Below are 25,601 nucleotides of genomic sequence, written 5' to 3' on the forward strand. Positions count from 1 at the left end.
TGTTAGCGCAGCTGCGGCACCCTGCTGCCGCGCGTCTCGATAATCTCCTTGCCGAGTGGTGTCAGCGAGATGGGGATCATCTTGAGGTTGGCAATGCCCAGGGGGATGCCAACGATGCTCAGGAACATCGGAATCGCCGTCAGGACATGCCCAATGGCCAGCCAGACGCCTGCGACGACAATCCAGATGACATTCCCGACCGTCGAGAGGGTGGAAACCCTGCCGCCACGATCCACAATCGACCGCCCGAAGGGCCAGATGGCGTAGGCGGCGATCCTGAAGGACGCAATCCCAAACGGGATGGTCACAATCAGCAGACAGCAGATCACACCGGCGAGGACGTAGCCCAACGCGAGCCAGATGCCACCGAAAATCAGCCAGATAACGTTCAAAATTGCGTTCATGGGTCTATTCTTCCTTCAGAGGACTCGGCTGGTCTATGGGGGACAACCCTGAACCGGTGGTCAAAGTGGACATCCGGGCCCGAAATTTCCACCCCGAATGTCCACTTTGACCCACCGCACCCCGATTGCCCACGGTACTCACCGTCGACCGGTGGCGTAAAACGAAAGTGCCCCTCCCCGGACGGGGGAAGGGCACTTAGCGAAGGCTAGCTAGTTCGAGCGGCGATCGTTCGACGCCGGCGCGGTGGCCCGGCGCGGCCCGCTGGGCCGGCGTCCTGCACCAGTCGACGGCGTGTGGTTGCGCTGGTTGCCCGGCTCCTGCTTGGCTGCCGCACCTGACCTGTGCGCTGACTGCCCGTGGGGCGCGACGTCGGCCGCCCGGGCGCCGCTGGAAGGGCGACGCGTGCGGTTGCCGTTACCTGAACCGGCTGGGCGGTCGTCGTCGCGACGGCGTGCGCCGCCGCTAGAGGCACCGTTGGACCCGGCGGTCTGGCCGCCGAAGCGGGCCCCGCGCGGCTGGTCCTGACGGCGGTCTGACCGGTTGCCACTGGGCTCAGCGGCGACGCGTCCGCGTCCTCCTCGTCCACCACGGCCACCCGTCGAAGGTGCAGCGGTGCCGCGGCGCTTGCGCTGGGCGTTGGCTCCAGTGGAGGTGCCTCCGCCGCGCTGTGCCTCGCGTGCTGCTACCAGTGACGCACGGGTCCGGGGATCAATCTTCTCGGCAACATCACCGATCAGCTTGCCGACCAACGGTGAGGTGGCTTTCACGTTCTCGAAGGCGACGTCGACGCCGGCGGCGCGCATCAGCTTCTGCACCTCGGACTTCTGCTCCGGCAGGGTGATCGTGACGACGGTGCCTGACGAGCCGGCCCGCGCTGTGCGACCCGAGCGGTGCAGGTAGGCCTTGTGTTCGGTGGGTGGGTCCACGTGGACCACCAGTTCGACATCGTCGACGTGCACGCCGCGGGCGGCGACGTCGGTGGCCACGAGCACCCGTACATCACCGGAGGAGAACTCGGCGAGGTTGCGGTCACGGGCGTTCTGGGACAGGTTTCCGTGCAGATCGACGGCGGGGATCCCGGCGTCGGTCAGGGTCTTCGCCAGTTTGCGTGCGTGGTGTTTGGTGCGCATGAACAGCAGGCGGCGTCCGCTTCCGGAGGCGAGCTGAACGATCAGCTGCTTCTTCTGGGTCTGGTCGCCGACCAGCAGCACGTGGTGCTCCATGGTGGTGACCGATGCCTGGGGGTCGTCGACCGAGTGGGTCAACGGGTTAGTCAGGTACCGCTGCACCAGCTTGTCCACGCCGTTGTCCAGCGTGGCGGAGAACAGCAGGCGCTGGCCTTCCTTGGGGGTCGTGTCGAGGAGCTTCTTCACGACGGGAAGGAAACCGAGGTCGGCCATGTGGTCGGCCTCGTCCAGGACGGTGATCTCGACGGCGTCGAGGGTGATGAGCTTCTGGCGCATCAGGTCTTCAAGGCGGCCCGGGCAGGCGATGACAATGTCGACGCCGGCGCGCAGGGCTTTCTCCTGGCGGGCCTGGGAGACACCACCGTAGATGACCGTGGTGTTCAGACCAAGCACTGTGGCCAACGGCTCGATGGTGGCGTTGATCTGGGTGGCGAGCTCGCGGGTCGGGGCGAGGACCAGGGCCAGCGGACGGCCCGGCTTCCGGCGGTATGCGGCTTCCTGCTCGGCCAGCCGCGCCACCATGGGCAGCGCGAAGGCGAGGGTCTTACCGGATCCGGTGCGGCCACGGCCGAGGACGTCGCGGCCGGCCAACGTGTCAGGAAGGGTCTTGACCTGGATGGGGAACGGTTCGGTGATTCCCTGGGCGGTAAGGGTTTGGACCAGTGCCTTGGGCACACCGAGTGCAGCAAAAGTAGTCATGTAAGTACACGAACTTTCTTCTCATCTTCCCCACGAATCGGTTGACGCGAGGGGTTCGCCGAAGAAAAGTCAGACAGTGTCAACCGCGCTCACGATATTGGGAGCTCAAATGCGGGACAAAAGAAAGCGTTCATCGACGCAAGCTGCGGTAATGACCGGCAGCTTGGGAGTGTTTCCAGGCAAGCCGACACGCAGGCAAGTCCCCCAACTCTATCAGCGAATGCTCCCACCCACTTGCGCACGGGGCGGTTTGGCCGTGAACTGGGGGTAGAAGTGACTGACACCACAGCGAGCGGGAGACCCATGACAGACTCCACCGAGACAGTGCTGGCCGACGCGCATGGCATCCACGACGACCTGGTGCGGTTGCGACACCGGCTGCACCGCGAACCGGAGATTGGCCTGCAGCTGCCCAGGACCCAGGAGAAGGTGCTCGAAGCGCTCGACGGCCTGCCCTACGAGATTGCCCTCGGTCAGGACACGACGTCGGTGACCGCGGTGCTCCGTGGTCAGGGCTCCCCTGCGTCGGCAAAGAGACCGGTGATCCTGCTCCGCGGGGACATGGACGCGCTGCCGGTCCAGGAACAGAGCGGAGTTGAGTACTCGTCCACCATCGACGGAGCAATGCACGCGTGCGGGCATGACCTGCACACCGCCATGCTGGCCGGCGCTGCTACCCTCCTCGCTGACCGGGTGGATCAACTGGCGGGCGACGTCGTCCTCATGTTCCAGCCGGGCGAGGAAGGGTTTGATGGCGCCGGGGTAATGATCCGGGAGGGGGTACTGGACGCCGCGGGTCGCAGGCCCGACGCCGCCTATGGGCTGCACGTCATGTCGGCGCTCGCACCCAATGGCCTGCTGTCGACGCGTCCTGGCACCCTGATGTCCGCGTCGGACGGGCTGCATGTGACAGTGCATGGCGCGGGCGGGCACGGGTCGGCCCCGCACCTCGCGAAGGATCCGGTGACCGCTGCCGCCGAAATGGTGACCGCACTGCAGGTGATGATCACCCGGCAGTTCAACATGTTCGATCCGGTGGTGGTGACCGTCGGGGTGCTCAGGGCCGGCACCAAACGCAATGTCATCCCCGAGTCTGCGGTGTTCGAGGCGACGGTGCGGACCTTCTCGGAGGCGAACCGGGAAAAGCTGCAGGTGGTGGTGCCACGGCTGCTGGAGGGCATTGCCGCCGCGCACGGTCTTGAGGTGACCGTCACCTACTCGACCGAGTATCCACTGACCGTCACCGACGACGCCGAAACGGGGCGGGCCGAGTCGGTCATCGCCGACCTGTTCGGCACAGGCCGGTACAGCAGGATGGCGCAGCCGCTCAGCGGGTCGGAGGACTTTTCCCGGATCCTCGCGGCGGTCCCTGGCAGTTTCATCTTCCTCTCGGCGGTCACGCAGGGTGCCGATCCGCTGCAGAGCGCGTACAACCACTCCCCCTATGCCACCTTCGACGACAACGTCCTGGGCGACGGTGCGGCCCTGTACACCCAACTGGCCCTGTCACGCATTGCCGAGCTCGCCGCCGTCGTGCAGTGAACCGCAGTGCGGTAGACACGGGCGGCCGCTGCCGAAATCGACAATCGCGGCACTTATAGCTGCTGCGTTTGCCGTTTTCTGCAGCGCCAGCCGGGATGGGGCGCGAACCCGTGGGAAGTACCCTTGCGAAGTGCACTGGCCGGGCTCCTCGCCTAGGGTGGAATCAACGACTAGAGGAGCATTCAATGAAAAAAGTCCTGCTTGTACTGACCAGCGTTTCCGAACTCGGCGACACCGGCGAGAAGACCGGCTACAACGTGGCCGAGGCCGCCCACCCGTGGAAGGTCTTCAAGGATTCGGGCCACTTCGTTGACTTCGCCTCCATCAAGGGTGGCGTCCCACCCCGCGATGAGGTCGACACCACCGACCCCATCCAGGTGGCCTTCACGGAAGATGAAACCACCAAGGCTGGCCTCTACAACACTGCCCGGGTGGATGTGGTCGACCCGTCGCAGTACGACGCCGTCTATCTGGTGGGAGGGCACGGCACCATGTGGGATTTCCCGGACAGCGAAGGGCTGCAGAAGCTGGTGGCCAGCGTGTACAACGCCGGCGGCGTCGTCGGGGCTGTCTGCCACGGTCCCGCCGGCCTGCTGAACGTTGAACTGGAAAACGGCCTGCGGCTCGTTGAAGGCAAGCGAGTTGCAGCGTTCACCAACGACGAGGAAGTTGCCGCTGACAAGGACAAGATTGTGCCGTTCTTCCTGGCCGACCGTCTGGAAGAGCAGGGTGCCACCCACGTCTCGGCGGGGGTCTTTGAGGAGAAGGTCGTCGTTGACGAACGTCTGGTCACGGGCCAGAACCCGGCATCCGCCGGTGGCGTGGCGAAGGAGATGGAAAAGCTCCTCGCCGAGGTCATCCACCAGGAAAAGGCCGAGGAACAGGACGAGGCCGCAGCGCTGCGTGCCGAGAAGGACGCCGAGAAGGCAGCAGCCGCCGCGGCGGCCGAGTCCGACCACTAGGCACCCACCCACCGGGCCAACGTCCCGGGACGGCAACACCCGCGGGGGAGGCGCCCGCAGCCAACGGCTGGACTGAACCCGCTCCGGCAGGTTCACTTCACTGGTGCTGCGGGCGCTTTTCGTTGTCTTGGATACCCTTAGACCAATGATTACTCACCCAGCAGCCCCCACTCCTCCCGCCGAACCGCATCTGTCCCAGCCGGTTTCCTTTGTGCGGAGGGGCTCCCGTCTGCAGGGCCGACGGCGGCAGGCGTGGGCGGAACTGGATGGGTTTGTGGTGGAGGTGCCACGCAACACGCTGGCCGACACCTCGGTGGATCCCGACTACCAGTTCGACGCCGCCGCCGAGTTTGACCGCGATGCTCCCCTCGTCGTCGAGGTGGGGTCCGGTCTGGGTGAGGCGATCACGCACGCCGCGGAGCTGCAGCCTGACTTCAACTTCCTGGCGCTGGAGGTCTACAAACCGGGCCTCGCGCAGACCCTGCTGCGGATCGAGCAAAAGGGTCTCACCAATGTCCGCGTCGCGCAGGCCAATGCTGCCGAAGCGCTCGCCTCCATGCTCCCGGAGGGCTCCGTCAGTGAACTCTGGGTCTTCTTCCCCGACCCCTGGCACAAGACCCGTCACCGGAAGCGTCGCCTGGTGAAGGCCGACTTCGCCGCGACGGCGGCCCGGGCCCTGGCGCCGGGTGGCCTGTGGCGCCTGGCGACCGACTGGTCGGACTATGCGGTGCAGATGCGGGACGTCCTGGACGGCTCGGACCAGTTCACTAACGTGCACGACGGCGAGCGCACCGGCGCCGACAGTCCCCTCACCCAGGTGTGGGAGAGCGGGGTGGAACTGGTGGTCGGCGGAGCCCCCGTACGGGAGGGAAAGGACCCGGTCAGCACCGGAAACACCGGCATCAATGAGGGCGTGGACACCCGCGGTGGGTGGGCCCCCCGCTTTGACGGCAGGGTTCTCACCAGTTTTGAGAACAAGGCCCACGAAGCCGGCCGGATGATCTTCGATCTGACCTATCGCCGGATCTAGGCGGACAGGTTTGCCCACCGTCTCTGAGCGCGCCCGCCAGAAGGACGGCGCGTCCGTGGCGACCCGCCGTCAGGCGCATCGAAACCCGGGCAGACCTGCACCACGGGACACCCGATGAACCCGCCCGGAAGGTGGGATGGCCACCCCAAGGGCAGCCGGGCGTACAACCGGATGCTGTGGGCCCTGTTCTTCGCCGGGGTGGCGACCTTCTCCCAGCTCTATTCGGTACAGAGCGTCCTGACGAGTATCGCCGACGACTTCGCGATCTCCGCGGCGGACGCAGCGCTGACCGTGTCGGCTGCGACGATCGGGCTGGCGCTGGCGGTGATCCCCTGGTCCTGGGTGGCCGACCGTGCAGGCCGCAAACGGACCATGACCTGGGCGATCAGCGCCGCCGTCGTTTTCGGCCTGCTGGTGCCGCTGGCTCCCACCTTCGAGCTGATGCTGGGGCTGCGCTTCCTGGAGGGTGCCGCGCTGGGCGGGATCCCCGCCATTGCCCTCGTGTATCTGAACGAGGAGGTGCAACGGCTGCACGCCGCCGTCGCCGCCGGAACATATGTGGCAGGGACGACCATTGGCGGGTTGTCCGGCCGGCTGGTGGCAGGGCCGGTGGCGGACCTGTTTGACTGGCGGGCCGGTGTCCTGGTGGCAAGCCTGATGGCAGCGCTTGCGGCGGTGGCCTTTGTCTGGCTGGCGCCGGCGCCGCGGGGTTTCGTCCCGGTAGTCCGGGGTGTTGGCCCCAGACTGTCGGAGCGGATTGCCCACAACCTCCGGTCGCCTCGGCAGCTCGGCCTGTACGCCCAGGGGTTCCTGCTGATGGGTGGGTTCGTGGCGGTCTACAACTATCTCGGCTTCCGGCTCGAGCTGCCACCGTTTGGCCTCCCGGTCGCGGTCATCAGCCTCCTGTTCCTTGCCTATCTCGCCGGTACAGTCACCTCCCGGATGGCGGGAACCCTCGCCGTCCGGTTCGGTCGGCTGCGGGTCATGGTGGCGGGGATCCCGGTCATCGTCGTGGGACTCTTGATCACCCTGTCCGAGTCCCTTCCCCTGATCGTGGCGGGACTGGTGATCTTTACCGGCGGATTCTTCACCGTCCATTCGGTGGCCGCCGGCTGGACCCCGCGGCTGACTGAGGTGGGCCGCGCCCAGGCATCGAGCCTGTACAACTTTTTCTATTACGCCGGGTCCAGCCTGATCGGTTGGATCGGGGGCTTCTTCTTCGTCGGGTCCGGCTGGACCGGAGTGGTCTTCTTTGCGTCGGGGCTCGCGGTAGCCGCCGGGCTCCTCGCCATGGCCACCCTCCGCAGCGCACCAGACCATTAGATCGCCTGCAATCCCCCTCACCTCTTGCGAACAAAGTGGTTTGCGTGGCAAACTGGTTTGCATTCCGACTCAAGAAGGTAGGGAACCACCATGACCACACAAGCGACCAACGGCGAACAGCCCCTCGATCTCCACAGTGCCCTCCGGGTGGTGCACCAGGCGGAGACGACGGCGCGCCGGGAGCTTCGAGGGAATGAAGCAGTGCTGTACCTGGTCTGGGGGCTCGCCTGGCTCCTCGGTTTCGGCGCGCTGCACGGCGCACGGTTCGGGTGGCTGCCGATCGACTACGAGCCCGCCCTCGGCGTCTTCGGGGTGGTCATCCTGATCGCCATCGTCATCACCATTATCTTTGCGGGCCGGTACAGCCGAGGCATCCGGGGGCACACCGCCTTCATTGGCGCTATGTACGGGGTCGCGTGGGCACTGGGTTTCCTCGTGATGGGAACGTTGAGCGGGATCATCGCCAACGTCGTCGACGACTTTTGGGTGCGGGGCATGCTGATCAACGGCATCGCAATCCTGATCGTGGGCCTCCTCTACATCACCGGCGGAACCACCTTCAACGACAAGACGCAGTCGATCATGGGCATCTGGTTCCTGGTGGTCAACATGATTGCCCTCCTGAGCGGGTCGGGACATTACCTCACGGTGTTCTTCATCTTCGGCTCCGGCGGCTTCCTGGTTGCCGCGCTGGTGGAGACGCTCCGCCGTCGTCAGCAACGGCGGGTCACCCGTGCCTGAGCTTGACCCGATCATTCACGCCGAAGCGCGGCTCAGGGCCATCACCACCCTCAACGAGCTGGGGGAACGGGATCGCATCGCCTTCACCAAGCTACGCAAGATCCTGGACATGACCGCCGGGAATCTCTCCACCCATCTGCGCAAGCTGGAGGACGCAGGATATGTGGAGGTCACCAAGACCATCGAAGGCCGCACCCCCGCCACCTACGTGGCCATCACCGTCAAGGGCAAGGCGGCCTTCGCAGACTATCGAAAGGCGCTGCTGGAGCTCCTCGCGGGACTTTCCTAACCACGGGCGGACCTGCCCCGCCAGTAGCCTGGGTAGGCTACCGGCGTCGTCGTCAGCTGACTTCCGCCGCCAACCGCCGCTCGACCAACCAGGCGCTCAGCGCCTCCGCGGGAATGGGTTTACTCAGGTAATACCCCTGAATGAGATCGCAGCCCTGCTCGGCCAGCTCCATGTAGGCAGCCTCATTCTCGACCCCCTCCGCCACTATCCGCAGGCCCAGACTGTGGGCTAGGTCAATGATCGAGGCCACCAGGTTGGCTGCTCGCCGGTCCTCGTTCATGGGCGCAATGAAGGATCTGTCGAGCTTGAGTTCATCGACCGGAAGGTCTCTCAGATAGGCGAGCGAGCTATAGCCCGTGCCGAAATCGTCAATCGAGATTTCTATTCCCTTGGCGCGGAGTTCCCCCAGCACTCCAGCTGTGCGGGAGCCATCGATCATCAACACCTCCTCAGTGACCTCCAGGACGAGAACCGACGACGGCAGGTTGCGGTCGTTCAGCATCTGGGTGATCTGTTCAGGGAGCTCCGGCTGAAGGCAGCTGGCTGACACGTTCACGGCGATCGACAAATTCAGTTCCTCGGACCGCCACCGGGTGGACTGGTCAAGCGCCTGTGACAGCACTATCTGAGCAAGTTGCGGCATAAGGCCGGCCTCTTCAACGAGGGGCAGGAAAGCATCGGGGTAGAGGAGCCCGCGGGTTGGATGGTTCCACCGAACCAACGCCTCCACATCGATAATCTCCGACGAGATGAGGTGGATCTTCGGCTGGTAGTGCAGGACTAACTGGCCCTCCCGGAGAGCAGTCCTCAACTCCTGCACCGTCCGGAACCGGATCTCCCGGTGGTCATCGTATTCAGGTTGGTAGATTTGGTGTCCGCTGTGGTCAGCTTTGGCCCGATACATTGCGACGTCGGCGCCTCGCAACAGCGGGTCGAGGCCCGCCCCATGGTCAGGAAAGAGTGCAATCCCGATACTCGCGCTGGTCTGCACCGCAATACCGCCGACAATAAATGGACGGCTGAGGGTTTCTCGGATACGGGTTGCTGTCTCCGCAGCCGCTTCCCGCGAAGCATCTTCCAGAAAGACTGCAAATTCGTCGCCACCGATACGCGACGCCAGGTCGCTGACTCTGATCTCTTTAGTCAGGCGTTGCGCTACCTGGCGTAACAGGCCATCGCCGATATCGTGTCCCAACCCGTCGTTGACATCTTTGAACCGGTCAAGGTCGAGCAGCAGGAGGGCCCCGCGCCGGCCCGGATGCAGATACCCTGGCATGTCCGAATTGAGCGCCCGACGATTCGTTAGCCCGGTGAGATCATCGGTTCTGGCAAGTGTGTGTTGAACCTTATGTCGGAGGGTGAGCGGGACGGCCGCGGCGGCAAGTGTGAGTCCCGCGAAAACTACGGCGAGAGCGGGGACAGCTGTCTGGCTAGCCAGCACCAGGACGCCCAGCGCAGCTCCGGTCGAGACGACGGGTGCGGCGAGGGCTGGCATCACCCGGGATCGTCGATCCAACCCGGTGGCCGGGCGCGCTGCACCGTCAACCCAAAATGCTGCCGCAACGACGCCAATCAACCACCCCGCATCCAACACGGAACCCGCCACGTATCCGGTCATATCGAGGGCGTAAACAACATCGGAGGCGGTGAACAACGCCAGACCAATGAGGAGAAATGGCCATCGCCTTCCAATATCGAGCCCTTGCGAGGCGAGGATACCTGCGATCACCGCAATCATAGCGATGTCCTGTATGGGGTAAGCAAGGGCGATGGCCGAATCCAACGAGACGGGCTGGGAGGACGCCGTGCTGAGAGCCGGAGTGAGAACGATCGAGACGACCGACGCGGCCGCAAGCGTGCCTACGAGACTGTCAAGCAATACTGGCCAGAGCCGATCACGCATCTGACGGTAAACCACTATGCTCAGGGCAGCGATGATCAGCACAGGAAATGATAGGTAGGCTACGTCGGCGAGCGAAGAAAAACCTGGAATGATTCCGTCCAGGGAGGCATAGTCATAGATCGTGTCACCGATCCCGTACAACGTGACGGCGCAGGCTCCCAGAAGCACTTCCATCCGCCCCGATCCGGCTGCGTGTACAGCAACCCAGCACAGGACTGCCGCGGAGACCTGAGTCGCCGAGTACAAAACAGAGGGAACGGCAGGATCAACGACTTGTTGGATTGCTGGCAAGAGGGGGATCACAGAGAGCCCCAAGAGCAATCCGGTCAGCCACAACAACCACTCCCGGCGTTGACTGGTCTTCTCATTCTGAGAACGATCGGGATAAAAACTCTTGACCTGCTGCATCATGCCCTGTCCGATGGCCCCCGCCGGTGTGTTCACACAGCATAGAGCCAAAGGTCAGGAACTCCTCCACCGGCCATGCCACAGGTTTCCTCCTGCGGAAATGGTTAGCTGAACGCCGACGCCGGCAGGTCCTTCTCCCCGTCGGCAATGGCCGTCAGGATCCGGGCCGCTACAGCCTCAGGGGCCTTCCCCTGGGGTAGACGTGGGGCGGAACCCGCGATGGCACGGTTCACCAGCCCGGTCTCCGTGTGCGGTGGCCGAACATCGAGCACCCTGATGCCCTGCCGCCGGGCTTCGAGCGCCAGCGCCTTCCCGAACGCGCTCAGGGCGGCCTTGCTGGCGGAATAGGCCGCCATCCCAGCGGTGGGGCTCTCGGCCACGACAGCGCTGATCTGGACCACCACCGAGTCCCGTCGTAGCTGCGGCGTCGCCGCACGGACGAGCCGGATATAAGCCATGAGGTTTACCAGGAGAAGCTCGTCGAGGGTTTCGTCGTCGAGCTCCGCCACCGGGCCGAACGCCACCACCCCGGCCGCATAGACCAAGCCATCAAGGTCCCCGCACGCCGCAGCAATCTCTGCCGGTGCTCCGGGATGGGTGAGATCAGCTGCGATGGTTCCGGCGACTGACGCGCCGAGTTCGTCGGCGAGGCTGTTGAGTTTCCCGGCGGACCGGCCAGAGAGGGTCACCTGTGCGCCACCGGCGACAAGCTGTCGTGCCACGGCAGCGCCGAGCACCCCCGTCGCGCCGATGACCAGGAAGTGGCTGCCACTGATTGTTGTCATGCCGCCGAGTCTACCCAAGCCGTCGTCATCCCCTTCGACGAGCCCCGGGAGCCGACAACTAGTCGCTGAGGCGGCGGTGCTTCAGCCGCTCCAACTCCCGGTCCGCTGCCGAACTGGCCTCCAGCTCGTCGAAGGCCTCCTCGACCCGCCTGGAGTTGGGGTCAGACCAGGACAGCTCGTCGTGGGCTGCGGCCTTGGCCTGCACCCGGCGGGCTTCCAGTTCGGCTTGCCGGGCCGCGGCCTCGGCGTCCGCCGCAGCCTGACCGGATCCGGTCAGCGCGTCCTGCATTCCAAGTTCGGCCTGCGCCGCGCCGTGCCGGGCCTTCAGGGTCTGGTAACGGATGCCGTTGTCCTCCACCCTGGCTTCGAGCCGCTGCAGGTTCAAGTCAAGCTGGCGCACCTGCGCATCAAGCTCGTCGTGCTGGCGGGTGAACGTTTCGAGCCGCTTTGAAACGGCCATGCTGCGGCGCAGGGCCGCGCGGGCGGCGTCGTCGTCCCCGGCGTTCACCGCGTTGGAGGCAGCCCGCTCCAGCTGGTTGAGCTCAGCGCGTGCTTCCCCTGCCAGCAGTTCGAGGCGGTGACGGTTGGCGGCCAGATCCGCGACGCTGCGGCGTGCCTTGTCCACGAGGTCGAGTTGCTGGCGGTGTGCTTCGTCGACTGTCTGAATCGGGTCCGAAGGCTTCTCTTTCGCCGCAGTGCGGTTGGCGCGGACAATGCGGGAAATGCGGCGGCCAATTGACATGGTGGTGGTCCCCTCAGCCTCTACTGGATCTGGTCGCGCGTGCCGTAAGACTTGCTCCACGCCTGCAACACATTGATTTCGCGTTTGAGGTGGGTGCTGGCCCGCTGGATTTCGGTGGCCCCCGTGGGCTGGCCCGCCTGCATCAGGGACCGCCGGAGGTCAGCTGAGAGAGTGCTGTACGACTGGACCTGCTCGCCGATCCGGGCCGCCAAATCACGCTTGAGCTGCCGATCGGGTTCGCGTTCCGCCATTCGTAACTGGTCCTCCAGCGCACGTTCGGCTCGGAAAAGGTCCTCGGCCACGAGGGGAAGCTCACCAATCGGGCCGCCGTTTCCGGCTGAGGCGTCCAGTGCCCGCCGGGTGGCCTGGCCCGAGCGCCGCAGGTCCAGGCGGAGCCGCGCCACCCGCCGCACGCCGTCGTCGACCGCATACGAGCGAGCCGTCAGCACGCCGTTCGAAAAGCTGCGCTGGACGACGCCGGACCGACGGAGCCGGCGGACAATGAGCCAGGTGGCGAAGGCCATGCCCAGGCCAATCACCAACAGCGTCGCCCCGCCAATCAGGAGCAGCTGCATGACCGTTTCACCGAAGTCACCGGCGTCGGAGAACTGTTGAGGCATACCCCCAGTCTGCACCGTTACCGGCCCGGTTTCCAGCGGGCCGCCGGCCGGCCACGCCGGGATCACGGCCGCCACACCACCATCGCCTGACTACGCGGGCGGGGGCGTTGCCCGCGCGAGAGGGTGACGACGTCACCCGCAAGACCTGCGGCGAAGACCCTGCTGGAGTCGGGCTGACGACGCCGGGACGCCAGCTCATCGGTCAGCTCCTGCACCCGGTACTGGAGTGCTGCCACCTGGTTCTCAAGCTGAAGGATCCGGCGGATGCCCTCCAGCGACACGCCCTCCTGCGAGAGCCGCTGCACTTCGCGGAGGGTGGTTACGTCCCGCTGCGAATAGCGCCGGGCTCGGCCGGGCGCCCGGCTGGGAGTCACCAGCCCCAACCGGTCGTACTGCCGGAGGGTTTGAGGGTGCATGTCCGCCAGCTCTGCGGCGACGGAGATCACGTAGATGGGCAGGGTTGCGTCGATTGCCATCGTGACCTCCTTTAGCAGCAGTCGAGGGTTTAGAGTTTCGCCTTGGCGGCGAGACCGGCGCGCAGGTCTGCGTCCGCTGTCGCGGCGGCGAACGCCTCGACAGCCGCTTCCGCGTCCTTGTTCAGCTTCTGGGGGACGACGACGTCGATCGTCACCAGGAGGTCGCCCGTCGCCTTGGCGGTGGTGACACCGCGGCCCTTGACGCGCAACGTTCGCCCCGACGGAGTTCCGGCCGGGACCTTGACCTTGACGGTGTCGCCGGTGAGCGTGGGCACGTCAATCTGGGCTCCCAGCGCCGCTTCGGGGAAGGACACCGGGACGTGCACGCGAATGTTGTCGCCGTCGCGCTGGAAGAACGGGTGGGGTTTCACGCTGACACTGACCATCAGGTCGCCGTTTCCGGCCGCGCCGGGCTGCCCTTTGCCCCGGACGCGGACCTTCTGGCCGTCTTTAATGCCAGCCGGAACCCGGACGTCGATGACTTCACCGGACGGCTCGCGCAGCCCGATGGTGGTGCCGTTGATGGAACCGGCGAAGGAAATGTTGGTGGTCGCCGTGCGGTCGGCGCCCTTCCGCGGGGTGGGTTGGTACCCCCCGAAGCCGCCCCCGCCGCCCTGCCCAAACAGGTCGGCGAATTCCGGGGGAAGGTTGTTGTAGCTGGCTCCCCCGCCACCGCCCGCGCGCTGACGTCCAGGCCGGGTCTGTCCAGCCCCTTGACCGAAGAGGTTGCCGAAAATGTCCTCGAACCCTGCACTGCCGGCACCACCGCCGGGACCGCCAGCGGTGAAGCGTGCCCCGCCGCCCATGGCGCGGATGGCGTCGTACTGTTGGCGGTCCTCGGGATCGGAGAGCACCGAGTACGCCTCGGAGATGTCCTTGAACATCTTGTCCGAGCCGCCGGTTGCCTGGTTCTGGTCCGGGTGGTGCTTGCGCGCCAACTTCCGGTACGACTTTTTGATATCAGCCGCTGCTGCGTCCTTGGGGACTCCGAGGATCTTATAGAAATCCTTGTCCACCCAATCCTGACTAGCCAATTGGTGTCCCCTTTCGTAATGAATTCAAAGCTTAGGCGAGTATGTCGGAAGCCGGGGCAGTCCCCGAACGGGCGGCTTTAATATTTTCCGAGCGAGCTTGCGAGCCCAGAAAATTTCGTTGCCGCCGGTTCGGGAACTGCTCCGGCTCAGTAAGACAACTACTCGGGTACTGCGACGATAACCTGCGCGGCGCGAAGAACGCGGTCGCCCTTCTTGTAACCTGCGCGCAGGATCTGGCTGACACTGTCGAACTGCACGTCCGCACTGGGCTGCTGGATGAGAGCTTCGTGGATGTTCGGGTCGAATTCCACTCCGGTCTCGTCGATCCGGGTCAGGCCGTAGGTCTTCAGCGCGTTCTCCAGCTTGGTGGAGATTGCGGCGAAAGGTCCGTCGGCCAGGTCACCGTGCTGGCGTGCAGCGTCGATATCGTCGAGGACGGGCATCAGGGAATTCAGGACCCCGATCACCGCCATGTCCCGGGCGACATCCCGGTCACGCTCGACACGCTTCCGGTAGTTGACGTACTCGGCCGAAAGGCGTTGCAGGTCGGTGCGCAGCTCGGCTTCCAGTGCGGAGGCCGATTCGGCGGCGGGCTCCGTGAACCCTTCGCCATCAATCCCGTTGAGGATGGCCTCGGCCTGAGCGAGTGCGTCGCTGCCGTCGGCAGCCTGCTCGCCGGCGTCGGCTTCCTCCACTGGATCCTGGACGGAGTCCGGTGTCACAGGCTGGTCGGTGGGACCAGCCTGTGAGCCGTCGTCGTCCTGGTGCTGCCCACGGACCTTACCTGTCTCAGGATCGATCTTCCGGTTGTTGCGGAAGTTGACCGGTTCGGACTGGTGCTCTTCTTCGTTTCCGTGGTGCGGCATGACTACTTCTTTTCGGTGATGTCGTCTTCGTCGACTACCTCGGCGTCAACGATGTCCTCATCGTTCGAGGCGGCGCCGGCGTCCGGCGTCGTCCCGTCCTGAGAAGCGTCGGCTCCTGGCGCGGCGGCGTCCTGCTGTGCCGCTGCGTAGATTGCCTCGCCGAGCTTGGTCTGCGACGCCTGAAGCTTCTCAAACGCTGCCTTGACCGCGTCAACCGATCCGGCTTCCTCGGGGTTGGCTTCGAGCGCCTTCTTGAGGTCGTCGACGTCGGCCTGGACCTCGGTCTTGACGTCCTCGGGCAGCTTGTCCGCATTGTCGGCGATCAGCTTGTCTACCGAGTAGGCCAACTGCTCGGCGCCGTTGCGGGTATCAGCCGCTTCACGCCGTTCCTTGTCCTCGGCTGCATGCTCTTCGGCTTCGCGGACCATGCGGTCGATGTCTTCCTTCGACAGCGCGGTGCCGCCGGTGATGGTCATCGACTGCTCGGCTCCGGTGCCCTTGTCCTTGGCGGACACGTGGACAATGCCGTTGGCATCGAGGTCGAAGGTGACCTCAACCTGGGGCACGCCGCGGGGCGCTGGAGCGATACCGGTCAGCTCGAAGGTACCCAGTGGCTTGTTGTCCCGGGTGAACTCGCGCTCGCCCTGGAAGACCTGGATGGCTACCGATGGCTGGTTGTCATCAGCAGTGGTGAAGGTTTCACTGCGCTTGGTGGGAATGGCCGTGTTGCGCTCGATCAGCTTGGTCATCATGCCGCCCTTGGTCTCGATCCCGAGGGACAGAGGGGTGACGTCGATGAGCAGTACGTCCTTGCGCTCGCCCTTCAGTACGCCAGCCTGGAGTGCGGCGCCGACGGCGACTACCTCATCGGGGTTGACGCCCTTGTTGGGCTCCTTGCCACCGGCCAGTTCCTTGACCAGTTCGACGACAGCGGGCATGCGGGTTGAGCCACCCACGAGCACGATGTGATCGATGTCGGCAACCTTGATGCCGGCTTCAGCGATGACGTCGTTGAAGGGCTTCTTGGTGCGGTCCAGCAGGTCCTTGGTGAGGTCCTGGAACTTGGCGCGGGACAGGTGCTCGTCCAGGTGCACCGGTCCATCGGGGGTGACCGAGAGGTACTGCAGGGAGATGTTGGTGGAGCTGGCCGAGGACAGTTCCTTCTTGGCCTGCTCCGCAGCTTCCTTAAGGCGCTGCAGGGCGATCTTGTCCTTGGACAGATCAACACCCTTCGCCTTGGCCTGGGACAGCAGGTAGTCGACAACGCGCTGATCCCAGTCGTCGCCGCCGAGGCGGTTGTCGCCGGAGGTGGAGCGCACCTGGATGGTGGAGAAGTCGTCTTCATCCTTGCCAACCTCGAGCAGGGACACGTCGAAGGTTCCGCCGCCCAGGTCGAAGACCAGGATGAGTTCGTCTTCCTTGCCCTTGTCCAGGCCGTACGCGAGTGCCGCAGCGGTTGGCTCGTTGACGATGCGCAAGACGTTCAGGCCGGCGATCTCGCCGGCTTCCTTGGTGGCCTGACGCTCGGCGTCGTTGAAGTAGGCAGGAACGGTGACGACGGCGTCGGTGACCTTTTCGCCCAGGTAGCTTTCGGCGTCGGTCTTCAGCTTCTGCAGGATGCGCGCGGAAATTTCCTGAGCCGTGTAGTTCTTGTCGTCAACCTTGACGCTCCAGTCGGTGCCCATGTGGCGCTTGACGGAGGCGATGGTGCGGTCGATGTTGTTCACGGCCTGGCGCTTGGCGATCTCGCCGACCAGCACCTCGCCGCCCTTGGAGAACGCAACGATTGAGGGCGTAGTCCGTGCGCCTTCAGCGTTGGCGATAACGGTGGGCTCGCCACCTTCGAGTACGGAAACCACTGAGTTGGTGGTTCCGAGGTCAATACCTACTGCACGTGACATGCGTATTTCCTTTCAAAAGCCCGTGATGAGGGGAGCGCCCAGTCTCTGGATTCCGCGAATCTTCTGTCGAGAGCCGAGGCTTGAGCGTTCTTCACTCAACTGTACTCAGGCTCGAAGGAGTGTCAAATCTAAGTTGAGTCAGGTTCGCTCAAGTTTGGGTATTGCCACTCCATCCGCGCCGGATTGGCGGGGATCTGGGGCGATATCGGGAGGTTCAGCCGTGAGAGAACGGGGCCAGCGCGATAGCTGAGCCGCCCCAAACGGAGCCACCGTCTTTAGGGGCGTCAGGTGGCTCCGTTCGGGATGCCGTCACACGTACGGCTTCCAGAGGTGAGGGTGGCGGTCTCGGTACCATCGACTCCTCTTCCACGAGTTTCCATGGCGGGCCTTGGGAAATCCCTAGGTCAAAGTGGAAGCTCCCCGCGGGCCTGTTCGATGGCAGCCGAGAACACCGGAAGGCTCCGCTCCAGCATGTCCTCGCTGGCCGTCAGGGAGATCCTGAAGAACCCGGGGGTCTCAAACAACGTGCCAGGCATGACCAGGACCCCACGGTCGGCGAGCGCCCTGACGAACGTCTCGTCGTCGGGATCCGGTGAATGGACAAAGAGGTAAAATGTTCCCTCGGGCCGACTGACCCGATACCCCAGGTCGCGGAGCGCATCGACCATCCGGTGTCGTTTGCGCTCCAGCGCAGAAACGTCGATCGAGAACTGCTCAAGCCGGGCAAGGCGTACTGGAGGACGGCATTAGGGTAGATCCACCCCATCGCCAGTTGCAGTGCATCGAGTGCACCCGAGAGCTCCTCTCCTCCCGGCAGGTTCGGAGGGACCGCAAGGTACCCGATCCGCTCGCCCGGGGACAGATGCGCCTTCCCGCAGGAGTAGGCCAACAACGTGTGCGGGTAGAACTCCACCGGGCTGTGGAAACGGGCGCCGTCGAACACAATCCGGTTGTACGGTTCGTCCGAGATCAGGTAAATCCTGCGGCCCTGTGCTGCCGAGGCGTTCTCGAGGACCGCCGCCAGGTTTGACAGCACAGCGGGCGGGTAAACCGGTCCGGTGGGGTTGTTGCGAGTATTGACGATCACCGCCCTCGTCCGATGCGTGATGGCTGCGGCAAACTGTCCGATGCGACCGATTATGTTCTTCGGTGAAACAGCTGTAAAGACCATGCCTAAACCGCCACCCCCGCCCCCTCCCCCCTCTTCCCCCGACCTTCCGCCGAAAGGTTAGATGGGGCGAGCCCAGGGCAGTTCGGTCCACCGAATCTAACCACGGGGCGGAGGGGTGGAGGGGCAGAGGACGTGGGGGTGGGGTGGGGTTGCCTAGCCGCGGTGGGCCGGCTCCGCTCGGTGCTCCGCCTGCCCCGGAGTTTCGCCCGACGAGCCCCGGTGTACGGGTCCGGATTCCCGGCCCAACCGTGACGGCCACCAGATGCGGTGCCCCAGGTCATAAGCGAGGGCTGGCACCAGCAGGGACCGCACAATGAGCGTGTCCAGCAGCACACCGAAGGCAACGATGAACGCAATCTGGGCCAGGAACAGGATCGGAATCACTCCGAGCGCGGCGAAGGTCGCGGCCAGCACCACACCGGCCGACGTGATCACACCGCCGGTGACCCCCAGGCCCCGCAGGATTCCCGGGCGGGTGCCAATCCGCAGCGACTCTTCCCGGACGCGCGTCATCAGGAAGATGTTGTAGTCCACGCCCAGCGCCACCAGGAACACGAAGCCGAAGAGCGGAACCGAGGCATCCGCGCCCTCGAACCCGAACACGTTGTTGAACACCAGCGCCGAGACGCCCAACGCCGTGGCGTAGGACAGCACCACGCTGGAGATCAACAGCACTGGCGCGATGATGGAGCGCAATAGCAGCATCAGGATCACCAGGATCACTGCCAGCACTATCGGAATGATCTTCACCAGGTCGGCCTGCGCCGTGTCATTGGTGTCGATGGCAATCGCGGTCACGCCGCCCACCAGCGCCTCCGGGCTGGCGTCGTCGAGCGCGGTCCGCAGTTCGCGCACCACGTCCTCGGCCGCCTCGGAATCCGCCTGGGACTGCAGGGTTCCGGTGATCAACACGTTGCCGTCGCGGACGACGACGGCGGCACCGGGTTCCGGCGACTCAACAGTCATTGCGGCGTCGGTGATCCCCGACTGGTTTTGCATCACTTCGAGCGCAGCATCCTGATCCTGCTCCGGAACAATGACCGAGACCGGGCTGCCGGAACCGGCGTCGAAGTGGCGTGCCAAAGCGTCCTGCCCGTCCACGGCGTTGGATTCGGTCAGGATCAGGGCCGACTGCGGCACCCCGTTAGCCTGCAGTTGAAGTAGGCCCAACGACCCGGCGGCCAGCACGAGGAACGAGGCCACCCAGACGGTCCGCGCATGCCGGGAAATCAGCGTGGCGGCACGCTTCCAGATGCCGCGCAGCCCCTCCAGCCCGGTGGCGTTGACGCCGTCGGGCAGGACGTGGTGGGATCCGGCCTTGGGGCGCAACGGCCAGAACGCTGACCGGCCGAAGAGCAACAGGAACGCTGGCAGCAGGGTCAGTGCAGCGCCCAGCGAGAACACAATCCCGATGGCGGCGATGGGTCCCAGGCTCCGGTTCGAGTTCAAATCCGAGAACAGGAGGCAGAGCAGCGCCAGGATAACTGTCGCCCCGGAGGCGAGGATCGGTTCGAACGAGCCACGGTACGCCACGCGCATCGCGTCCCACTTGGATTCGAACTCGCCGAGGGCCTCACGGAACCGTGCCACCAGCAGCAGTGCGTAGTCGGTGGCCGCACCGATCACCAGGATGGACAGGATGCCCTGGCTCTGGCCGCTCAGCTGGATCCAGCCCCAGCTGGCCAGCGCATAGACCAGCAGGATGGACGTCGCCAGAGCGAATACCGACGTCAGCAGCACCAGGAACGGCAGAATAATGGACCGGTAGACGGCCAGCAGGATCACAAAGACGGCCAACAGGGCGACGCCGAGCAGCAATCCGTCAATGCCGCCGAACGCGCTGACCAGATCTGTGGCGAAACCGGCGGGTCCCGTGACGTAGCCGGTGGTGCCCTCGGGGATTTCGGCGGTCAGCACGTCGCGGAGTGCTTCCACCACCTCACCGAGCTCGGCGTCGTCAGCTACGAACGCGATGTACTGGATGGCGAAGGAATCCTCCGACGGGATCGGCCCAATGACCGTGAGCCCACCGGCCTCCGCTGCCTCAAGACCATCGACGGCGGCCAGCGACGTGGCCAGTTCCTCGTACACCCCCAGCTCCGTCGGCGGGATCTCCGTCGCCGATTCGACAACGATCACCGCGGGCAGGGCGTCCGAGTCGGTGAACTGTGCCTGCAGCTCCCCGGCCTCCGTGGACTCAGCACTCGCCGGGAGGAAGGAGGCCTGGTCATTGCTGGAGACTTCCTCCAGCTTGCCGAACGTGGGGCCGCCAAAGGCTGCGCCGACCAGCCAGATCAGGACGACGACGGCGGGTAGCAGGACCCGTAACCACTTGCTGTGCATGATGGACGCCTCTCAAATGTACTTATCTCTAAATGAGACTATATCCATGATGGAGATAAATGGATAGACGGACTAGAGTTGTTGCTGCGGCAACTGTTGAACCGATGAGGTGAAAGTACATATGGCAGAGAATCCAGGCCCCGAACTGATGGCGCTGCTTCAGCAGTTCACCGTTGAAACGGATCGGTACGTTGATGCCGTCAGCGCGCGGGATTCGCTCTACCGTACCGATCTCAACGCCCTCGGCGTGATGATGGGCGCGGCACGTGCTGGGGCAACGGTGACCCCCGGGATGCTCCGCTCCGAACTGCACCTCAGCTCCCCCGCCACTACCGCCCTGGTGGACCGCCTGAACAACGCGGGCCATGTGAAGCGGACCAGGAGCGACGTCGACCGCCGCCAGGTCCACCTCGAAATGACCGATAAGGCAATGGAGACCGGCGGCAAACTCTTCGCCCCCCTGGCGCAACACATCAGCGGCGCCCTGAAGAACTTCTCGACCGAGGAGCAACAACTGCTCGCCACCATGATGCGCCAGATCACCGCGGCGACCATTGCGGCGCGGGATGACGTGGTTCAACCGCCGCCGAAGTGACCGGCTTGTTAGGGTAATTCAATGGAGCGATCGCGGGCCGGACAGGAACATTTCGACGCAGTAGTGGTGGGCGGCGGACACAACGGGCTGGTCGCTGCCACCTACCTGGCCAAGGCGGGCCGGTCGGTGCTGGTCCTCGAACGCCAGGACCATGTGGGCGGGGCGGCGGTCTCGGCCGAGGCCTTTCAGGGAACCGGCGCACGGCTGTCGCGCTACTCCTACCTGGTGAGCCTCCTCCCGCAGCAAATCATCGACGATCTGGGGCTCGATCTTGAACTGGTCCGACGACGCTACTCCTCCTACACGCCGCTGCCGGGCGGCGAGGCGGGGCTTCTGGTCGACAACGAGGACCGCAGGGCGACCCGCAACAGTTTCCGGCGCGTCGGGGCCGGCCCCGACGCAGGCTCCTTCGCTGAGTTCTACGGCCGGACGGCAATCCTCGCCGACAAGCTCTGGCCCACCTTCACCAGACCGCTGCTCAGGCGGTCCGAGGCGAAGGATCTCGTCGGTGACGAGGAGATCTGGAACAACTTCATCGAGCAGCCGCTCGGCGGGGTGATCGAGCGTGCAGTGGACAGTGATCTGGCCCGCGGGGTGCTCCTCACCGATGGGCTGATCAGCACCTTCGCCCGGGCCCACGACGAGGACCTGCAGCAGAACAAATGTTTCCTGTACCACGTGGTGGGTGGCGGTACCGGGGATTGGGATGTCCCGGTTGGAGGGATGGGCGCTGTCAGCGGCGCTCTGGAACGCGCCGCCCGCGCAGCGGGGGTGGTGATCCGTACCGACTCTGAGGTGACGGGCGTGGCGCCCAACGGCGTCGTCCACTATCACTCCACCACCGAGAACACAGCTGTGCAGCGCGTCACCGGCGAGTACGTGCTCGCCAACGTCACTCCCACAGTGCTCGGCCAGCTGATGGGCGGCCCCCACAGCGACGGATTCCTGGCCCACGGCGGCGGCGCCGAGGGCGCCCAGGTCAAGGTGAACCTGCTGCTGTCCCGGCTGCCAAGACTCAAAGACCCAGCGGTCCAGCCCGAGCAGGCCTTCGGGGGGACCTTCCACATCAACGAGTTGTACTCGCAGCTCGACGCCGCCTACACGACGGCCGAACAGGGCGACATACCGTCACCGCTACCCATCGAGATCTATTGCCACTCCCTGGCGGACCCGTCGATCCTCTCGCAGCCCCTGCGGGAATCGGGCGCCCACACCCTGACCGTCTTCTCCCTGCAGACCCCACATCGGCTCACCCACGGCGCAGATCACGACGCGCTGCGGGCCGAATTGCAGGCAGCGGTGCTCGCCTCGCTGAACAGTGTGCTGGCCGAACCCGTCGAGGACTGCATCCTGCTCGACGGCGAGGGACAGCCCTGCATCGAAACGAAGACCACCCTCGATCTGGAGGACACCCTGGGTTTGACCGGCGGCAACATATTCCACGGTCCGCTGTCGTGGCCATTCGCTGAAGACGATGCACCCCTGGACACGCCCGCCCAACGGTGGGGCGTCGCCACCGACCACCCGCGGGTGCTGCTCTGCGGTGCGGGGTCCCAGCGCGGCGGCGGAGTCAGTGGTCTGGGCGGCCACAGCGCGGCCATGGCACTGCTTGAAGACCATTAAGGGTTAATGAGAAAACGCTCATTAAGCGCGGCAACCCGGCGTTTTGGAGGATCCCGCCAGTAGAGTGACAACCATACTGACCGGAGAACGACAACGAGCGTCCGCACCGACAACGAGCGTCGGACGGCCGCTCATCCCAGCATGAGGCGAGCGTGAAAAACACACCACACGACGGGCCACGCGCCCTGGTCATCAGTACCAGTAGGGACCGGGGTGCGCTCGCCGGAGTCCGGTCGCTACACCAGTCCGGGTGGCTGGTCGGGGTGGGGACGCCCGACGACGACGGCGGAATGCTCGGCGCATCCGTCTCCTGCTCCTCCCGGCATGTGATTCCACGCCCGCGCCAGGACGGCACCGCGTTCATCGAGGGCGTCCGGCGCGCGGTGGCACTCGGGTCCTACGACGTCGTCTTCGGCGGCGGCGATGACTGGATGGCAGCTCTCGCAACCTACCGGCAGGACATTCCCACCCGCGTGGCGCATCCGCCCGCGACGGTGGTCGACGCTGCCCTGAACAAGGTGGACCTCTCCGCGCGCGCCCAGCACCTTGGTCTCACGGCACCCCGCACCCTGCCTGCCACTGAGCAGGCCATCGCTGAATGGCAAGGCCCCGTGGTGGTCAAATGCCTTTCGCATTGGGCCCACGGCCAGACCCGCCCCCACCGGATCGAGGCGAAACTCTTCCCCGATGTGGTCTCCGCTGGCCCGCAGATCGACCGGGTCCGGAAGGCCGGCGCCGAGCCGATTCTCCAGGAACGGGTCAAGGGCCATCTGGGTGCGCTCATCGGCGTCTTCCACGACGGCCGCCTGGACGGGAGGGTCCAGCAGGTCACCTCGCGGCTCTGGCCCACCCCCAACGGCGTGTCCACCCGCGCGGAAACCGTGCCCGTGGACGAAGAATTGGCCGCCCGCGCGGAGGCCCTGCTGCGGGATCTCGGCTGGTGGGGGCTGGTGGAGTTGCAGTTCCTGATCGACAACGACGGCGTCCACCACCTGATCGATCTCAACGGCCGGTTCTTCGGCTCCATGGCTCTGACCAACGCCTCACGCCCGGGCCTGACCGATCTGTGGGGTCGTCTGGTGCTCGGGAAGAGCGTTGAACGGCTACCCGATGCCATCCCGGGGATGCGCTACGCGTGGACCGCCGGTGACCTGCGGCGGGCCAGCGTCGAACGACGCGGCGGGCGGATCGCCGATGTGGTGGACACCCTGCGGTGGGCGGGCCAGTCCCGTCACAGCGTGTGGGATGTCAAGGATCTGGGGCCCACCCTGCACCTTGCCTCGGCACGGTTGCGACGGGTGGACCGGAAACCGGCACCGGCCGCAGCCGTCACCTGATCCTCACCGGCTAACCCCGCTTTCCCCGCCGCGCAACACCCTTGACCATGTCGAGGGCGAGGAGCCGCTCCGGCGCCCGCAGCAGCATCAGCCCCGCCAGATACACCCCGCACACCGCCAGCGCCACAGCACCGCCGACCACCAGGGCGGGCTGCTCCGCCACCGCCGAGAGAACGGCGACGCCGGCGGCACCTGCGACCGCCGCGAGTCCCAGGGCGCGTCCCAGGAGCGCTGATGCCGCCCGAAGGTCCAAACCCTGATGGCGGCGGTGCAGCAGCCAACTGTTGACCAGGGCGGCGAAGCCGAGGGAGGCAGTGGTGGCCAGCGCAATGCCGGCGATTCCCATGATCGGCGCGAGCAGGATGTCACCGGCCACGTTGATGACCATGGCGATCACCGCGACGACCACCGGTGCCCTCGCATCACCCAGGGCATAGGAGGTGCTGACCACCACCTGCCGGCAGCCGAGTGCCAGCAGGGCTGGCGCGTACCAGGCCAGGGCAGTTGCTGTCGCAGTGATGTCGTCTCCGCTGAAGGCACCGCGGCCGAAGGCCACCTCGGCGAGCGGTTCGGCGGCGATAATCATCACCACGCACAGTGGCGTCAGCACGGTCACCGCCACCGCCAGTCCCCGCCCTACCAGTCTCCGCACTTCAGCGAGGTGGGTGGAGGAAGCGCTCAGCGCCGGATAGAGGGGAACCAGGAGGGACGCAATGATCAGCGTCTCGGGAAGATTCACCAGCCGCCAGCCATAGGACAGGGCGGTGATGGCGCCTTCATCGAGGGTCGAGCCCACCGCCCGATCCACCAGGGTATTGATGTTTCCGATGGCGCTGCCCACCAGCATGGGCGGCATCAGCCGGGACATTTCCCGGAACCCCGGATCTCTCAGGTTCAGCCGGGGGCGTACCCGGGTTCCCAGCGAAAACAAGGGCGGGAGTTGCAGGAGGAGCCTCGCCGCCGATCCGACGACGAAGCCGACGGCGAGCGCGGCAATCCCATAGGTGGGACCGAACAGGCCCGCCGCGCCGATCATGATGATGTTGAACGGCACCCCCTGCAGCGCCGACCAGGCGACCCGCCCGTGGGACTGGGACAGGGACGCCAACAGATCTGTTCCGGCGATCAGGACCGTCGCGATCAGCACAATCCGGGTAAGGGCTTCGGTGGTCTCCGCCTGGGCTCCATCGAACCCCGGGGCGATAATAGCGGTGACGGGACCGGCGAAGATGCTCATCACCACCCCGCCCACGCCGAGCACGATCATCGTGACGGTAAGGGCGGTATCGAATCCGGGGTGGCCCCTGCATCCGTCCTGCTCCTCGGCGGCTTCCCGGGACGTGACAGGGATCGCCGACCGGGCCATCGCGTAGGCGACCAGGCCCAGCACAATGTTCATCAGGCCCTGGGCCACCAGGTAGGCGTCGAGTTCGGCGCCAGCACCGAAGACGGCGGCGATGACGACGTCGCGGACAAACCCGAACAGGGTGGACACGGCGGTCAGGCCGGTCACCAGTAGGGCTGCCCTCCGTATACCTGGCCTAGTCACCCTATGACGATACATTTCACCGCCGTGATCCTCCGCACCGTGGCGTCCGCGCCCCGGCTAGGATCAGTTG

Annotated in this window: 22 protein-coding genes and 1 pseudogene; 9 read left to right on the forward strand and 14 right to left on the reverse strand. The window is 65.3% G+C overall.

What is annotated here, in order from left to right; all coding sequences use genetic code 11:
- Positions 1-2: 2 nt before the first annotated feature.
- Both IWX62_RS03650 and IWX62_RS03655 read right to left on the reverse strand, forming a co-directional pair.
- Positions 3-404, reverse strand: a complete 402-nt coding sequence (locus IWX62_RS03650; RefSeq protein ID WP_196840014.1) for a YccF domain-containing protein — start codon at positions 402-404, stop codon at positions 3-5.
- A 210-nt stretch (positions 405-614) separates the two neighbouring features.
- Positions 615-2,291 (reverse strand): DEAD/DEAH box helicase, encoded by a 1,677-nt coding sequence (locus IWX62_RS03655; RefSeq protein ID WP_196840015.1) that lies wholly within the window; start codon positions 2,289-2,291, stop codon positions 615-617.
- Positions 2,292-2,594: 303 nt separating this feature from the next.
- On the opposite strand from IWX62_RS03655, the gene IWX62_RS03660 reads away from it, so the two are divergent.
- From IWX62_RS03660 to IWX62_RS03685, 6 genes are all read left to right on the forward strand, one after another.
- Positions 2,595-3,833 (forward strand): M20 metallopeptidase family protein, encoded by a 1,239-nt coding sequence (locus IWX62_RS03660; RefSeq protein WP_196840016.1) that lies wholly within the window; start codon positions 2,595-2,597, stop codon positions 3,831-3,833.
- A 185-nt stretch (positions 3,834-4,018) separates the two neighbouring features.
- Positions 4,019-4,795 (forward strand): type 1 glutamine amidotransferase domain-containing protein, encoded by a 777-nt coding sequence (locus IWX62_RS03665; RefSeq protein ID WP_196840017.1) that lies wholly within the window; start codon positions 4,019-4,021, stop codon positions 4,793-4,795.
- 145 nt (positions 4,796-4,940) lie between these two features.
- Positions 4,941-5,825 carry a tRNA (guanosine(46)-N7)-methyltransferase TrmB gene (gene trmB, locus IWX62_RS03670; protein WP_196840018.1) on the forward strand — a complete coding sequence of 295 codons (885 nt, stop codon included), beginning with the start codon at positions 4,941-4,943 and terminating at the stop codon, positions 5,823-5,825.
- Between the two features lie 114 nt (positions 5,826-5,939).
- Positions 5,940-7,148, forward strand: a complete 1,209-nt coding sequence (locus IWX62_RS03675; RefSeq protein WP_196840019.1) for an MFS transporter — start codon at positions 5,940-5,942, stop codon at positions 7,146-7,148.
- 90 nt (positions 7,149-7,238) lie between these two features.
- Positions 7,239-7,889 carry a hypothetical protein gene (locus IWX62_RS03680; RefSeq protein ID WP_196840020.1) on the forward strand — a complete coding sequence of 217 codons (651 nt, stop codon included), beginning with the start codon at positions 7,239-7,241 and terminating at the stop codon, positions 7,887-7,889.
- Positions 7,882-8,178, forward strand: a complete 297-nt coding sequence (locus IWX62_RS03685; protein WP_196840021.1) for a transcriptional regulator — start codon at positions 7,882-7,884, stop codon at positions 8,176-8,178. Before IWX62_RS03680 ends, IWX62_RS03685 begins: the two co-directional genes overlap by 8 nt.
- 52 nt (positions 8,179-8,230) lie before the next feature.
- Here the strand turns inward: IWX62_RS03685 and IWX62_RS03690 are convergent, their stop codons facing one another.
- From IWX62_RS03690 to IWX62_RS03735, 11 genes and pseudogenes are all read right to left on the reverse strand, one after another.
- Positions 8,231-10,255, reverse strand: coding sequence for a putative bifunctional diguanylate cyclase/phosphodiesterase (locus tag IWX62_RS03690; protein WP_196840022.1), 2,025 nt, complete (start codon positions 10,253-10,255; stop codon positions 8,231-8,233).
- A 338-nt stretch (positions 10,256-10,593) separates the two neighbouring features.
- Positions 10,594-11,274, reverse strand: a complete 681-nt coding sequence (locus tag IWX62_RS03695; protein WP_196840023.1) for an SDR family NAD(P)-dependent oxidoreductase — start codon at positions 11,272-11,274, stop codon at positions 10,594-10,596.
- A 58-nt stretch (positions 11,275-11,332) separates the two neighbouring features.
- Positions 11,333-12,016, reverse strand: coding sequence for a PspA/IM30 family protein (locus tag IWX62_RS03700; protein WP_196840024.1), 684 nt, complete (start codon positions 12,014-12,016; stop codon positions 11,333-11,335).
- 20 nt (positions 12,017-12,036) lie between these two features.
- The gene (locus IWX62_RS03705) at positions 12,037-12,636 is read right to left on the reverse strand and encodes a hypothetical protein (protein WP_196840025.1); all 600 of its coding nucleotides are present in this window, start codon (positions 12,634-12,636) and stop codon (positions 12,037-12,039) included.
- A gap of 62 nt (positions 12,637-12,698) precedes the next feature.
- A complete protein-coding gene (locus IWX62_RS03710; protein WP_196840026.1) occupies positions 12,699-13,112 on the reverse strand; it encodes a heat shock protein transcriptional repressor HspR in 414 nt (137 codons plus the stop codon).
- 29 nt (positions 13,113-13,141) lie between these two features.
- Positions 13,142-14,146 (reverse strand): DnaJ C-terminal domain-containing protein, encoded by a 1,005-nt coding sequence (locus tag IWX62_RS03715; protein ID WP_196840027.1) that lies wholly within the window; start codon positions 14,144-14,146, stop codon positions 13,142-13,144.
- 158 nt (positions 14,147-14,304) lie between these two features.
- Positions 14,305-15,012 (reverse strand): nucleotide exchange factor GrpE, encoded by a 708-nt coding sequence (locus IWX62_RS03720; RefSeq protein WP_196840028.1) that lies wholly within the window; start codon positions 15,010-15,012, stop codon positions 14,305-14,307.
- Between the two features lie 2 nt (positions 15,013-15,014).
- Complete coding sequence (gene dnaK, locus IWX62_RS03725; protein WP_196840029.1) at positions 15,015-16,913, reverse strand: molecular chaperone DnaK; 1,899 nt, start codon at positions 16,911-16,913, stop codon at positions 15,015-15,017.
- Between the two features lie 404 nt (positions 16,914-17,317).
- A complete protein-coding gene (locus IWX62_RS16195; protein ID WP_333483194.1) occupies positions 17,318-17,581 on the reverse strand; it encodes an aminotransferase class I/II-fold pyridoxal phosphate-dependent enzyme in 264 nt (87 codons plus the stop codon).
- Between the two features lie 101 nt (positions 17,582-17,682).
- A pseudogene (locus IWX62_RS16200) lies at positions 17,683-18,084 on the reverse strand (aminotransferase class I/II-fold pyridoxal phosphate-dependent enzyme); the annotation flags it as partial.
- Between the two features lie 153 nt (positions 18,085-18,237).
- The gene (locus IWX62_RS03735; protein WP_196840030.1) at positions 18,238-20,427 is read right to left on the reverse strand and encodes an MMPL family transporter; all 2,190 of its coding nucleotides are present in this window, start codon (positions 20,425-20,427) and stop codon (positions 18,238-18,240) included.
- Positions 20,428-20,548: 121 nt separating this feature from the next.
- On the opposite strand from IWX62_RS03735, the gene IWX62_RS03740 reads away from it, so the two are divergent.
- The 3 genes from IWX62_RS03740 (at position 20,549) to IWX62_RS03750 (ending at position 23,982) form a co-directional block, all read left to right on the forward strand.
- Positions 20,549-21,022 carry a MarR family winged helix-turn-helix transcriptional regulator gene (locus tag IWX62_RS03740; protein WP_196840031.1) on the forward strand — a complete coding sequence of 158 codons (474 nt, stop codon included), beginning with the start codon at positions 20,549-20,551 and terminating at the stop codon, positions 21,020-21,022.
- Positions 21,023-21,043: 21 nt separating this feature from the next.
- Positions 21,044-22,645 carry a phytoene desaturase family protein gene (locus tag IWX62_RS03745; protein ID WP_196840032.1) on the forward strand — a complete coding sequence of 534 codons (1,602 nt, stop codon included), beginning with the start codon at positions 21,044-21,046 and terminating at the stop codon, positions 22,643-22,645.
- Positions 22,646-22,797: 152 nt separating this feature from the next.
- Positions 22,798-23,982, forward strand: coding sequence for a hypothetical protein (locus tag IWX62_RS03750; RefSeq protein WP_196840033.1), 1,185 nt, complete (start codon positions 22,798-22,800; stop codon positions 23,980-23,982).
- A gap of 10 nt (positions 23,983-23,992) precedes the next feature.
- On the opposite strand, the gene murJ is transcribed toward IWX62_RS03750, so the two are convergent.
- Positions 23,993-25,531, reverse strand: coding sequence for a murein biosynthesis integral membrane protein MurJ (gene murJ / locus IWX62_RS03755; protein WP_333483195.1), 1,539 nt, complete (start codon positions 25,529-25,531; stop codon positions 23,993-23,995).
- Positions 25,532-25,601 lie beyond the last annotated feature (70 nt).

The organism is Arthrobacter sp. CAN_A1, from assembly GCF_015751665.1.
In the GTDB taxonomy this organism is placed as follows: Bacteria; Actinomycetota; Actinomycetes; order Actinomycetales; family Micrococcaceae; genus Arthrobacter_D.

What these genes read in the sequence shown, in the direction of transcription:
- IWX62_RS03740 (WP_196840031.1), top strand. Translation starts at nt 20,549, where the DNA reads ATGGCAGAGAATCCAGGCCCCGAACTGATGGCGCTGCTTCAGCAGTTC.
- IWX62_RS03650 (WP_196840014.1), bottom strand. Translation starts at nt 404, where the DNA reads ATGAACGCAATTTTGAACGTTATCTGGCTGATTTTCGGTGGCATCTGG.
- IWX62_RS03745 (WP_196840032.1), top strand. Translation starts at nt 21,044, where the DNA reads ATGGAGCGATCGCGGGCCGGACAGGAACATTTCGACGCAGTAGTGGTG.
- IWX62_RS03680 (WP_196840020.1), top strand. Translation starts at nt 7,239, where the DNA reads ATGACCACACAAGCGACCAACGGCGAACAGCCCCTCGATCTCCACAGT.
- IWX62_RS03660 (WP_196840016.1), top strand. Translation starts at nt 2,595, where the DNA reads ATGACAGACTCCACCGAGACAGTGCTGGCCGACGCGCATGGCATCCAC.
- IWX62_RS03720 (WP_196840028.1), bottom strand. Translation starts at nt 15,012, where the DNA reads ATGCCGCACCACGGAAACGAAGAAGAGCACCAGTCCGAACCGGTCAAC.
- IWX62_RS03735 (WP_196840030.1), bottom strand. Translation starts at nt 20,427, where the DNA reads ATGCACAGCAAGTGGTTACGGGTCCTGCTACCCGCCGTCGTCGTCCTG.
- IWX62_RS03675 (WP_196840019.1), top strand. Translation starts at nt 5,940, where the DNA reads ATGAACCCGCCCGGAAGGTGGGATGGCCACCCCAAGGGCAGCCGGGCG.
- dnaK (WP_196840029.1), bottom strand. Translation starts at nt 16,913, where the DNA reads ATGTCACGTGCAGTAGGTATTGACCTCGGAACCACCAACTCAGTGGTT.
- IWX62_RS03705 (WP_196840025.1), bottom strand. Translation starts at nt 12,636, where the DNA reads ATGCCTCAACAGTTCTCCGACGCCGGTGACTTCGGTGAAACGGTCATG.
- IWX62_RS03700 (WP_196840024.1), bottom strand. Translation starts at nt 12,016, where the DNA reads ATGTCAATTGGCCGCCGCATTTCCCGCATTGTCCGCGCCAACCGCACT.
- IWX62_RS16195 (WP_333483194.1), bottom strand. Translation starts at nt 17,581, where the DNA reads ATGGTCGATGCGCTCCGCGACCTGGGGTATCGGGTCAGTCGGCCCGAG.
- IWX62_RS03695 (WP_196840023.1), bottom strand. Translation starts at nt 11,274, where the DNA reads ATGACAACAATCAGTGGCAGCCACTTCCTGGTCATCGGCGCGACGGGG.
- IWX62_RS03690 (WP_196840022.1), bottom strand. Translation starts at nt 10,255, where the DNA reads ATGGAAGTGCTTCTGGGAGCCTGCGCCGTCACGTTGTACGGGATCGGT.
- IWX62_RS03665 (WP_196840017.1), top strand. Translation starts at nt 4,019, where the DNA reads ATGAAAAAAGTCCTGCTTGTACTGACCAGCGTTTCCGAACTCGGCGAC.
- trmB (WP_196840018.1), top strand. Translation starts at nt 4,941, where the DNA reads ATGATTACTCACCCAGCAGCCCCCACTCCTCCCGCCGAACCGCATCTG.
- IWX62_RS03710 (WP_196840026.1), bottom strand. Translation starts at nt 13,112, where the DNA reads ATGGCAATCGACGCAACCCTGCCCATCTACGTGATCTCCGTCGCCGCA.
- IWX62_RS03655 (WP_196840015.1), bottom strand. Translation starts at nt 2,291, where the DNA reads ATGACTACTTTTGCTGCACTCGGTGTGCCCAAGGCACTGGTCCAAACC.